An 11,005-nucleotide genomic window follows, 5' to 3' on the forward strand; every position below is an offset into this window, starting at 1 on the left:
TTTTCCGATTCAGGTATTATATTTTCATATAACACCAGAATATTAAGATAGGAGAGAGGATTTTAAAAATCAACGACTTAACTTAGCTGTAACGTGTTTGTGTATGATTAGTGGCGTGTTTAAGCACCTAATTTAGTAAATAAAAACCGAATAGAAAATCCGCGAGGATTTTCGTAAGTAGGCGAGAACTAGCCATTAAATATACACGGTGTTGGGCTTAGTTATTTTAATCTCCTTCGAAGAAATCGTTGTCAATTTCTTTTACTTCATATATTGTTTTTACTTGAATTCCAACATTGTATTGATGCATTAAGTCGACTAATTTCAAACCATCAATTAAGATAATCGAATGATGAGCCTCTCTTGCTTTTTTAATTGCTGAATCATCAAAAGTAGATGTCGTTATGAATACGCCTTTCGAAGTGTCTCCACTCATTGCTCCAATGAAATTTCTAATATCCTTTTCACGCACTTTATTTTCATTGTATCTTTTTGCTTGAGTATAAATTTTTTCTAGTCCAAGCTTATCTTCGTTTATGATTCCATCTATTCCGCCATCTCCTGATTTTGAAGTTTCTATAAAATCTCCGTAGCCCATTTTTTTAAGTAAAATCAAAATTACTTTTTCAAAGTAATAAGGGTCAATTTCTTTAAGCTTATCAAGAAGTTCTGTTTTAACTTCAGTTTCTATTGTTTCAAATCCTGTGTCAATTAGGTCTTGAGGTGATGCGTTGTCAACATCTATAGTTTCTAATTCTGTATCATTTTTCTTTTTGCTTTTGGCAGATGCACGATGTTGTATAAAATCTGGGTCGTTCTGTAAGTCCGACAATAACATTTGTCCACTTTTCAATGCATGTTTTCCTTTTTCTCCAATTTGTACCATTCCTCTTTTTGGATAGAAAACAAATTTTCCCATTTTCAGATAAGATTTTCCCCAAAGAATTCTGTCAATTAGTGTATTGGCTCCAGTACTTGTTTTTTTATCTAAAAGCTCTTTTGGTAAATTCGAATAATATTTGTCACGAACTCTTGTTGCTAATTCTCTACTGCTTATAGTTTCATTAGAACTTAATGTTTCCAAAATCGGCATGAAGGTTTCGTGATATTTAGGTAATTCCATTTATTTATTCGTTTTTTTTAATTAAGCCCAACGGTTTTGTATATGGCTCGTAGCGTGCAAATTAGCGATAACTTTTCGGTTAAGCACGAGCCGAATTTTTTAATTTTCTTATTATCTTTTTTCTCAATAAGCCAAATTAAAAAATTTGGCGGACTCGCAAATATGCCTTAACATCGATTAAGCAACTAATTAGCTATGAGCTATATACGGTGTTGTGGTGCGTTTTTATTCCGCGTATTGTTTTTTCAGTTGTCTATTTAACTTTTTGTAAATCCAAATATTTTTTAAAATTTTTTCGTAATCTATTATTCAAAAACATTCCCAAGAGATAAAATAAAATTCCAACCGCAATTAAAATTAGTCCAAAAGTTAAGTTTCCATTATTTGAGTTTGCTACTATTGTGAAAATTGTTCCAATTAATATAGTAAGAATAGGAAAAATAGATATGACGGGATTTGGTTTAATGTTTAGATTTAATAATGTGCCTTTCCCTGATTCTATGATTTTCCCAGTCAAATAAGCTGTTTTTCTTTTAAAATTTGGTACATACCAAGTTATATAAGTCCATTTATCATAAGCTGAAAACTCATTTTGACTTGTGAATTTTCCAACAAAGCTTAAGTTACTTTGCTCAAAAATATCTGCAATCTTTTGTCTTAAATTATCTCCATTTAGATTTGAGGAATAATTGATTTCATCAGTATTTAGTATCTCTTTAATCATTATCTATAGATGTATTTTTCCAATTAAGGAACTAATATTAATTTGTGTTGTTTCAAAATTTTCTCAATTATCAAATAAAGTAAAGATATTAAAAAAGGTATTCTGTTTCGGTTATCGCAAAATTTATCGGTTGTCACGTTTTTTTTAAATGCACCACAACGGTCTTGTATATGGCTCGTAGCGTCTAAATTAACGATTATTTTTCGGTTTAAGAACAAGCCAAATTTTAAATTTTACTACTTATCTTTTTTTAGTGGAAAGTTGTCAAATTTAAAAATTTGGCGACTTTCCAAACACGCCTAAACTTTGGATTTAGTAACTGCCAAGCTATGAGCTATATACAGTGTTGTAGCACGTTTTAATTCCATTTTTTCTCTTTAGTCAACTTTCCATTTTTATCCCATTCTTTCCAAGTTCCTAAAGGGATTCCATTCGAAAAACTTTTTTCGCTTTTTTTCTGACCATTTTCATGCCATTCAGTCCAAGTTCCACTTTCAATTCCATTGCGAAGTGTTCCTTTGAGTTTTAATTGACCGTTTTCATACTTTTTTTCAATTAATTCGACTTTTTTTACAGGTTCAATTTTTTTGTTAGTTTTTATATAAAAATCTTTAGCAGAAAATAGATTATTAGGTTTTGTTAATACTAATTCGGTATTTGTAAGACTCAGGATTTTATATTCACTCTGTCCTAAGGTTAACATACTATCTTTTAAAATAAATTTCACTCGTGATTTATTACCAAATTGTATAATATCCAAATTTTCCTTTTCTCCAAATTGTAATATTATATCAGCTTCTTTTTTTCCTTTTTCTTCAGATTTTCTATTTGAATTTCCAAAAATATCAGTTTCAGATATTTCTGCATTTGATTCAGTTTTTTTTAATTCCCAAGTACCTGTTAAATTACTTTTTTTTATTTGCGCTTCACAAATTATTGTAAATAGTAAGATTAAATAAAGAGTTAAGTATTTCATCGTTTCTCAAATGTGCTACAACGGTTTTGTATATGGCTCGTAGCTTCTAAATTAGCGAATATTTTTCGGTTTAAGAACAAGCCAAATTTTAAATTTACTACTTATTTTTTATTGGAAAGTTGTCAAATTTAAAAATTTGGCGACTTTCCAAATATGCCTTAACTTTGAATTAAGCAACTGCCAAGCTATGAGCTATATACAGTGTTGTAGCACGTTTTTTTATTCCTCTCAAATCGGTTTTCTTTTTCTAATTCCGATATAATTTCGTTTAATATATTATTCAATTTTATTAATTGTAAACTGTTATTTGTTTTAAAATTCAAATTTTCATTTTCTCCAGTCAAATCGAATATGTCGAATTTCTTTTCATATTTAATTTTTCCGTCATTCAGGATATAGTTCCGAAAGCAAGAATGAGAAACAGTCCTGTAAGTGCCTTTGTCTACTTGATATCTTTTTACACTTTCAGCTTGTAATTCAGTTGTATTATTTTTTAAAAACTCAGTTGGTTTAAAGTCGAAAATTTCGATAATATTAAATTCACTGTAATTGTCAAATTTTTGAACGTATGATTTATTTTCGTCAGTCCAAAAGATATATGTGTTATTTATTGCAACACAGTTTTTGCAATCTTTTTCATTCGACATTTTAATTCGGTCTTCTCCAACGCAATTTTTTTTAAGCCCGATATAACTCAACTTTTTAGCATCAAAAGCTTTCGTTATACTCTCAAATTCATAGTCCGATATGTTAATTCTTTCGATACTTTTTTTTGAAGCACAAGAACTTAAAATTAGGACTAATATGAATTGGATTGTGATTTTCATAAATGTGCTACAACGTGTTTGTATATGATGAGTAGCGGGCAAACAAGCGAGTATTTTTCCGCCAAGCACAAGCCAATTTTCGTTTTTGAGTTTTATCTTTTTTGTTCTAAAGTGATTAAAACAAAAATTGGCGACAAACCAAATATACCAAAATTTACGAATTGAACCTAACTCCGCTATTCATTATATACGGTGTTGTGCGTCGTATTTTTTATTATTGATTTTTATTTTCTAATTGTTTTTTACCCCAATTTTCAAGATAATGAACGAAGGGAATAAGTTCATATCCTATTTCTGTCAATGAATATTCCACTTTTGGAGGTACTTGGTGATAAACTTTGCGATTAATAAGTTCGTCTTGTTCTAGTTGTCGCAAAGTCTGTGTTAACATTTTAGTTGTAATATTATTCATTTCCTTTTTCAATTCGCCATATCGTAAAATATTGTGCCTGTTTAAATGCCATAAAATTCTTCCCTTATATTTCCCTCCTATTCTTCTGAATGCGAAATCTACAGCACAAACATCACTTTCTTCGTTTTTTTTATCAACATTTGAACTCATAATATCCTGTATTTCAACAATAGATTCTTTTTGGTAAGTAAGTTACAAAAAAGTACATACTTGTACATAATATACTGCTTGCATATTTTTGCCAATTATAAATAAATTAAATAAACAAAGATGAAAAAAATTGGTATTGTAGGAACTGGAAATATGGGTAGGGTAATTGGTTTGGCTCTTGCAAATAAAGGTTATGAAGTATTCTTTGGTGCTCGTGATTTGTCTAAAGCTAAATTTGCATCGGAATTTGATAATCAAACAAAATCTGGAACAAATCAACAGGCAGCGGCTTTTGGTGACATTATCTATTATTCCCCTCGTGATATCCATCCTAAAAAAGTGTTGGATAATCTGAGTGTTCTAGATGGAAAAATTGTTATTGAATCTGGTAATTGGGATATTTCTGACCAATTAGATGCAGAAGAGATAAAAATATCGAAAACTGAAATTTTGCAACAACAACTACCGAATTCTAAAGTTGTCAAAGCGTTCAATACGATTTTGCAGGAAGTTTTTGAGTATTCAATCAAAGATTTAAAATCTTACAATATAGCTTGTTTTATCGCTTCAGACTTTCTAGATGCAAAGTCAGAAGTCTCTGATTTATCAAGTGATTTGGGATTTACCACTATTGATTGTGGCACAGTCAAACAAGCTGTTTTATTGGAACAAATGGGAAGTTTAATAAGAATATTAGTTCGCGTGAATAAGAATCCTTGGTTATCTTTTTCCCTGACAGATTTACCAGAAATTAAAGATTTGCATTTTGGAGGAAGAACAGCTTCTGCATTACACGGAAAAACAGAATATTTAGAGAATAGATAAAATTATTTTTTTGGATGTGTTCCATTTCTGGATGATTTTTGTCTATATGACGCACAACGGTCTTGTATATGGCTCGTAGCGTGTAAATTAACGATGTTTTTTCGGTTTAGCACAAGCCAATTTTTTAAATTTACTACTTATTTTTTTAATGGAAAGTTGTCAAATTTAAAAATTTGGCGACTTTCCAAATATGCCTTGACTTCGGTTAAGCAACTACCAAGCTATGAGCTATATACGTTGTTGCCAGCTGTGCTTTCAAGTTGCTTTTTCCACGTCTGTATTTTATTCGGTAATACTTTATCGTACTTTTTCATAAAATTTTCAATATCAGAGCGAGCTATAAAATGAATATTATCTTTTGCAGTACCATTATAAGTTCCTTTTGTCGTGAATAAATAAACTTCGCAATCAAGTTTGTCATAGCTATCAGCGTTTAAATTTACGAAACCATTTTTTACCTGAACTACAGCACTTCGACCAGATATTTTATGTTTTAATTCAAATTCATAACCCATCATACTGGATTTGCAAGAACTTGGAATTAAGTAATAATCCTTTTCAACTTGCAGATACATAGCAATTAAGTCTTCGCAGTCGTCTGATGATAGAAGCGAGAATATATCGTCCGTATTCAAATTGTCTAACTTATAAACTTCTTTCTCTTTTAGTCTATTGAATGTAAATTTTGAATAGGTCTTGACAGCATTATCATTCACTTTTTGAAGGGTTCGTGCAGGTATGAAACTATTAACCAATTTACCTGGTACCGATTCAACTGTTCCGATTTTAACCCAGTCACAATTCCTAATATTCACAATATCCGCCTCAAGGTTTTCTATTTCACTTTGATATTGCCAATCACTTGTAATTCTTCCTAAATAATAATTGTTTTGTTTGTCGCGTGTCCAAATAAGGTCGTCAATTTTCATTTTATGCTTTATCGCATTCAATGCAGATTTCCAACTTCTATCACCATACATTGCAGAAGCTCTTTTATTATATTCAGACCATTCTATAGCTTTTTCTGTTTCTTCGCTTATTCGCCATCCAACTCCGACAATTTTATTTAACAAACAAAATTGTCTTGGATTGATATTGTTTATTGATGAAGATTTTAAGTTTATTCGCCAAATGTTCATAGTTGTTCTGTTTTTTTTGCATTGCTGGCAACGGTCTCGGCTATGAGTAGTTGCGTGGGTTAGCAATTAACTTTGCAAGTACACACCGAGTTGGAAATTCCGCAGGAATTTCCAAAGTATGCGAGAACAAGCAATTACTTATAGCCATTGTTGTAGTGCGTTTTTATATTTCAATTTCCGCTAAGAATATCAGTTCATCAGTTTCTGCATTTTCCGATTCCACGTCTTCGTTATTATAAGTCAGTTTAGTTGGTATAAAGTAAGATACTCCACAAGGAAGTTCAGCAAATCTTGCTTCCAAGTTCAAAATGATTGATGTCGAGTCGTCCAAATTAATTGTGTACTCAAAATTTGATTCGTTAGGTATAAATAGATAAATAGTATTGTCATACTTTCTTATATATTCATCGTCATATTCACTGGGCGGAATATATCGAAAGTCTGGATTTGAAAAGTCACCTTCGACAGTTATATTTTCAGGGTTGATTGTTCCATTTTCAATTAAATTGGCTCCAGTTTCATCAACTAATCTAATATACAATTCAGGAAATGCTGGGTCAAAAAGTGAACAGTCAATTCCGTTGTCATCGTCACTAGAACAACTTGTGAATATAATTCCAATTAAAAAAAGTGTAAGTAATTTTTTCATAATTCAGGTTTCTATTAAGATGCTTTAACATTCAATTGGTTGCGTTCAAATGCACTACAACGGTCTTGTGTATGATTAGTTGCGTGGTTTGGCAACTAATTTAGCAAAAATTGACCAAACCCGAGAAAATTCCAGCGGAATTTTCGCACGTAAGCTCAACAAAGCAATTAATTATACACGTTGTTAACTACTGGCTTTTTTCTATTTAGGCAGCGTTCAAAATATTTAAATTTTCCTTTGAATTCATTTTGGAACTCAAATTCTCGCAAGAGTTTAAGCGTATTACTCCGTTTAGCGAATCCAGATTAGTACAGATTGGTTTTCCTGTGTGTAGTTCAGCCGTAACGATAAACGTTTGCTTTTGAATCTTGTTTTCCTTTATCAATCTTTTGAATCTCAATTTATCTTAGTTGTTTTAATTATCAAATAGAATAGAGTGAGTTGATATTTGGTTTCTATATTAGTCTTTTTTAATCTTAAATTATCTTAGTTTCTTTTAATTCAAGCAGAGTAGAGTGAGTTGTAAGTTGGTTTACTTTCTTTAATTTTTTAAATCTAAATTATCTTGGTTATTTAGTCAAGTTGAGTTTACTCCGTAATGCTTTTCAGGTTGCATTATTCATCCGAGTAATCAATCCAAAGTTATTAGTTTGATGTTTAAATTTTAGAAAAATGTTGATTTGGAATCAGCTTGTAGTTAACGGTTTGTGTATATGGTTTGTGGCGAGCAAAATGCACTTTTTTCTCGGTTAAGTTTTACGTTTTTAAAAATACAAAAACTTTGGGTTTGGCACAAAATCCGCCATAAACTATATACGCTGTTACAGCACGTATTTTATTCACGATATCCCTGTTACCATTATCTTGTCAATAATCCATTTTTCTTTTTCTTTTCTAATAAATACTAAAGCGCTAAAACCACAAAGACTGCCACAACCAAATCCGCTTATCATAACTCCATAACTTTTTGTTCGGTCAAACTGAATACGTGAAAATCCAGTTATTCCAGCAAGATGGAAATCATAATTGCCTTTCCAAATTTTACTTGTCGATGGAAATTCCGAACGATATTTAAGTTTAAACTTTTCAGCGTGTTTTAATTCCGATAAATTGATTTTATACGATTGTTCAATATTGGCGGTGTCCAATTCAATTGCGAAATCCTTATAAAAATCAATAAGCCCTTTTTTCGCTCTTTCATTTATTTGGTAAGTGCTGTCCACAATCGCAATTACCAATTTGGTTGTGTCCTTTTCTAATTCAGCTTTTCGTTTTTCGTATTCAGCTATCAATTTGGATTCGTCCCATTTAACTGCGGTTGAATCATTCCACTCAGAATTTGGTGGCGGTGGTGGCGGTGGCGACAATCTTGTATCGTGGAATACGGAATCAAGTAATGCTGGAAAAATTTCGTTCGCAACAGACTTTTCAAATTCCAATTCAGTCTGCTTTTTATCACAGCTAATTAAAAGCAGAAATATTGAGATTATAACAAATGTTAGTTTTTTTGTCATATGTGCTGTAACGGTTACGTATAACCGTCAGTTACGGGTTAAAGTACCCAAATTTTTCGGTTTAGCACAGACCTTAGCAATTCCGAGTGGATTCGGACGTAGTCGAATCCGCCGTAATTGCGGTTATACATTGTTGTAGCCAGTTTTTTTAGCACAGAAATTCGTTTAATTCGGTGTTCAGTTTCCTGCCTTCTTTTTTTGCTCTTTCATCAAAGAAAAATCCAATTGCAGCTCCGGCTATAAGTCCGATGAATAAACTTAAAAATCCGAAAAATATAGTTGCTATTAATCCCACTAATGCTCCAAGTTGTGTATAATAGTATGGTATTGTTATCTTAAATTCAGATTTTAGAAATTGAATGAATTTTTTTAATTCTTTTTTTACTTGAATATTTTCTTTTTCAATCTCAAAATTTTCAACTAACAATTTTAGTTCTGTTTCAATCCGTTGTATTTGATTAGGATCAACTACCTTTATTTCAATTTCATTTAAAAGTCGGATAAACTTTTCAGAATACTTTTGATTTTTAATAGATTTAGTATTTTTTCTAAATTCCGTTAGATAATTTATAATGTCATTTATTTTCATAATTTGGGTTTTAAATTGGCTACAACGGTCTCGTATAACCGTCAGTTACGGGTTAATATGCGTTAATTTTCGGTTTAGCACAGGCTTTAGCAATTCCGAGTGGATTCGGACGTAGTCGAATCCGCCGTAATTGCGGTTATACATTGTTGGCAACAGTATTTTTAACATTCCACATTTTTTTTAATTCCGTCAAATATTCATTTTCAGACTTGTTTTCGGGTTTGAAATGGACTTGTATGATGTTTTCATTTGTCGCAAATTTTATCATATTCCGTGTGTCTTTTAAAATATGATTATATAAAAACGGTTTTCGTTTTTCATAATCCGTTATGTTGAATTTGAGCAATTTTATTTTGTCGAATTCATATCGTTCATTTTCTAATTCGATAGAGTCTTGATTTATATTCAAGTAATTTTTGATATGATGCCAAAAATATCCGCCCGAAACAATTCGTGCGATTCGTCCAACAATGAGTGATAAAAATATTAGAATTACTAATATCAGGTAAATGGTTCCATTTTCGGAATTGTTTTTATCTGTCCAATAAAAAGTCAGTAGGAATAATGTCAATAAAATTCCAATTCCGAATGAGTAATTACTTAATCGGTAAACGACAATATTTGTTATGTATGAATCTGCGTTGATTTTCATATTGTTGCCAACGGTTTTGTGTATGATTAGTGGCGTGGTTTGGCAACTAATTTAGCAAAAATTGACCGAACCCGAGAAAATTCCAGCGGAATTTTCGCACGTAATCTAAAAAAAGCAATTAATTATACACGTTGTTAACTACTGGCTTTTTTCTATTTAGGCAATGTTCAAATTTTTATATTTTCCTTTAAATTCATTTTGGAACTTAAATTCTCGCAAGAGTTTAAGCGTATTACTCCGTTTAGTGAATCCAGATTAGTACAGATTGGTTTTTCCGTGTGTAGTTCAGCCGCAATGATAAACGTTTGCTTTTCAATCTTGGTTTACAATATCAATCTTTTTAATCTCAATTTATCTTAGTTGTTATAATTCAAGCAGAGTAGAGTGAGTTGTAAGTTGGTTTACTTTCTTTAATTTTTTAAATCTAAATTATCTTGGTTATTTAGTCAAGTTGAGTTTACTCCGTAATGCTTTTGAGTTTGCATTATTCATCCGAGTAATCAATCCAAAGTTGGTAGTTTGATGTTTAAATTTTAGAAAAATGTTGATTTGGAATCAGCTTGTAGTTAACGGTTATGTGTATGAGTAGTAGCGAGATTTTAGCTCGGAACTTTTCTCATTTCTTAAGCTATAAATTTATAACTTATTTTCGTTTTTCAACACAGACTTCGCTATTACTTATACATAGTGTTACAGCTAGGTTTTTATTTCGATTTAACTCAGGTTCTACATTTCAATTCAACTTAAAATCCTCTAAAAAATCTAATTTTTTTCGGAGCGCTTGGCTTTTCATCGTTTTATATTCTCAAAAGATTGATTTCTTTAATTCCTAAATTCGATGATCTAGCTTAAGTCATATTTTCATATGGATTTTCAAATTAACCGATTTCGTTTAGCTCGTTATTATTCTCCAGGTAAAAATCCGTTTAGCTGATTTTCTGATTTTCTCCGTAGCGATTTTCAATTCCAAACCTTTTGGCAAGCTTGTCTTAAATCTTAGTACAAATTCGATTTGGCAAATGACAGAATTTAGTCATATTTTCAGTGTGATTTTTCCGATTCAGATACTTTTTCCATAAAATACTTGAATATTAAAATAGGGTAGAGGATTTTAAAAATCAACGACTTAACTTAGCTGTAACGGTTTTGTGTATGATTAGTGGCGTGTTTAAGCACCTAATTTAGCAAATAAAAACCGAATAGAAAATCCGAGAGGATTTTCGTAAGTAGGCGAGAACCAGCCATTAATTATACACGTTGTTGTAAGTAGTGCTTTTTTCATTCACTTACTTAATTTCAAAATCCTAAACGCTCCTTGAATTACCAATATAAAAACAATTGTTCCGATAATCAAATCAGGTTTATTAGAACTCAAATAATGCACTAAAATTCCTGCAATAATTACTCCCAAATTGATAATCACGT

General features: G+C 31.0%; 11 protein-coding genes and 1 pseudogene. 1 reads left to right on the forward strand and 11 read right to left on the reverse strand.

What is annotated here, in order from left to right; all coding sequences use genetic code 11:
* Nucleotides 1–226 precede the first annotated feature (226 nt).
* From BLV84_RS11865 to BLV84_RS11885, 5 genes are all read right to left on the reverse strand, one after another.
* Entirely contained in the window at nt 227–1,123 is an 897-nt protein-coding gene (locus tag BLV84_RS11865; RefSeq protein WP_093245913.1) for a restriction endonuclease, read from the reverse strand.
* Nucleotides 1,124–1,376: 253 nt separating this feature from the next.
* Nucleotides 1,377–1,847 carry a hypothetical protein gene (locus tag BLV84_RS11870; protein ID WP_093245916.1) on the reverse strand — a complete coding sequence of 157 codons (471 nt, stop codon included), beginning with the start codon at nt 1,845–1,847 and terminating at the stop codon, nt 1,377–1,379.
* Between the two features lie 358 nt (nt 1,848–2,205).
* Complete coding sequence (locus BLV84_RS11875) at nt 2,206–2,823, reverse strand: toxin-antitoxin system YwqK family antitoxin (protein WP_093245919.1); 618 nt, start codon at nt 2,821–2,823, stop codon at nt 2,206–2,208.
* 185 nt (nt 2,824–3,008) lie between these two features.
* On the reverse strand, nt 3,009–3,650 hold the full coding sequence (locus BLV84_RS11880; RefSeq protein WP_093245922.1) for a hypothetical protein: 642 nt from the start codon (nt 3,648–3,650) through the stop codon (nt 3,009–3,011).
* A 214-nt stretch (nt 3,651–3,864) separates the two neighbouring features.
* The gene (locus tag BLV84_RS11885; RefSeq protein ID WP_093245925.1) at nt 3,865–4,212 is read right to left on the reverse strand and encodes a winged helix-turn-helix transcriptional regulator; all 348 of its coding nucleotides are present in this window, start codon (nt 4,210–4,212) and stop codon (nt 3,865–3,867) included.
* Between the two features lie 120 nt (nt 4,213–4,332).
* Between BLV84_RS11885 and BLV84_RS11890 the strand changes: the two genes are divergently transcribed.
* Nucleotides 4,333–5,037: an NADPH-dependent F420 reductase gene (locus BLV84_RS11890; RefSeq protein WP_093245928.1), complete on the forward strand. Its 705-nt coding sequence runs from the start codon at nt 4,333–4,335 to the stop codon at nt 5,035–5,037.
* 221 nt (nt 5,038–5,258) lie between these two features.
* Here the strand turns inward: BLV84_RS11890 and BLV84_RS11895 are convergent, their stop codons facing one another.
* The 6 genes and pseudogenes from BLV84_RS11895 to BLV84_RS12625 form a co-directional block, all read right to left on the reverse strand.
* A complete protein-coding gene (locus BLV84_RS11895; RefSeq protein WP_093245931.1) occupies nt 5,259–6,176 on the reverse strand; it encodes a hypothetical protein in 918 nt (305 codons plus the stop codon).
* 163 nt (nt 6,177–6,339) lie between these two features.
* The gene (locus BLV84_RS11900) at nt 6,340–6,825 is read right to left on the reverse strand and encodes a hypothetical protein (protein WP_093245935.1); all 486 of its coding nucleotides are present in this window, start codon (nt 6,823–6,825) and stop codon (nt 6,340–6,342) included.
* An 839-nt stretch (nt 6,826–7,664) separates the two neighbouring features.
* Nucleotides 7,665–8,339 carry a hypothetical protein gene (locus BLV84_RS11905; RefSeq protein WP_093245937.1) on the reverse strand — a complete coding sequence of 225 codons (675 nt, stop codon included), beginning with the start codon at nt 8,337–8,339 and terminating at the stop codon, nt 7,665–7,667.
* Between the two features lie 148 nt (nt 8,340–8,487).
* A complete protein-coding gene (locus BLV84_RS11910) occupies nt 8,488–8,928 on the reverse strand; it encodes a DUF456 domain-containing protein (RefSeq protein ID WP_093245940.1) in 441 nt (146 codons plus the stop codon).
* Nucleotides 8,929–9,064: 136 nt separating this feature from the next.
* Nucleotides 9,065–9,580: a hypothetical protein gene (locus tag BLV84_RS11915; protein ID WP_093245943.1), complete on the reverse strand. Its 516-nt coding sequence runs from the start codon at nt 9,578–9,580 to the stop codon at nt 9,065–9,067.
* Nucleotides 9,581–10,862: 1,282 nt separating this feature from the next.
* Nucleotides 10,863–11,005, reverse strand: a pseudogene (locus BLV84_RS12625) (cation transporter); the annotation flags it as partial.

The organism is Psychroflexus halocasei (assembly GCF_900107595.1).
Lineage (GTDB): Bacteria > Bacteroidota > Bacteroidia > Flavobacteriales > Flavobacteriaceae > Psychroflexus > Psychroflexus halocasei.

Coding starts and splice junctions, on each gene's coding strand:
- BLV84_RS11900 (WP_093245935.1), bottom strand. CDS start 6,825: ATGAAAAAATTACTTACACTTTTTTTAATTGGAATTATATTCACAAGT.
- BLV84_RS11880 (WP_093245922.1), bottom strand. CDS start 3,650: ATGAAAATCACAATCCAATTCATATTAGTCCTAATTTTAAGTTCTTGT.
- BLV84_RS11875 (WP_093245919.1), bottom strand. CDS start 2,823: ATGAAATACTTAACTCTTTATTTAATCTTACTATTTACAATAATTTGT.
- BLV84_RS11885 (WP_093245925.1), bottom strand. CDS start 4,212: ATGAGTTCAAATGTTGATAAAAAAAACGAAGAAAGTGATGTTTGTGCT.
- BLV84_RS11895 (WP_093245931.1), bottom strand. CDS start 6,176: ATGAACATTTGGCGAATAAACTTAAAATCTTCATCAATAAACAATATC.
- BLV84_RS11865 (WP_093245913.1), bottom strand. CDS start 1,123: ATGGAATTACCTAAATATCACGAAACCTTCATGCCGATTTTGGAAACA.
- BLV84_RS11915 (WP_093245943.1), bottom strand. CDS start 9,580: ATGAAAATCAACGCAGATTCATACATAACAAATATTGTCGTTTACCGA.
- BLV84_RS11905 (WP_093245937.1), bottom strand. CDS start 8,339: ATGACAAAAAAACTAACATTTGTTATAATCTCAATATTTCTGCTTTTA.
- BLV84_RS11870 (WP_093245916.1), bottom strand. CDS start 1,847: ATGATTAAAGAGATACTAAATACTGATGAAATCAATTATTCCTCAAAT.
- BLV84_RS11890 (WP_093245928.1), top strand. CDS start 4,333: ATGAAAAAAATTGGTATTGTAGGAACTGGAAATATGGGTAGGGTAATT.
- BLV84_RS11910 (WP_093245940.1), bottom strand. CDS start 8,928: ATGAAAATAAATGACATTATAAATTATCTAACGGAATTTAGAAAAAAT.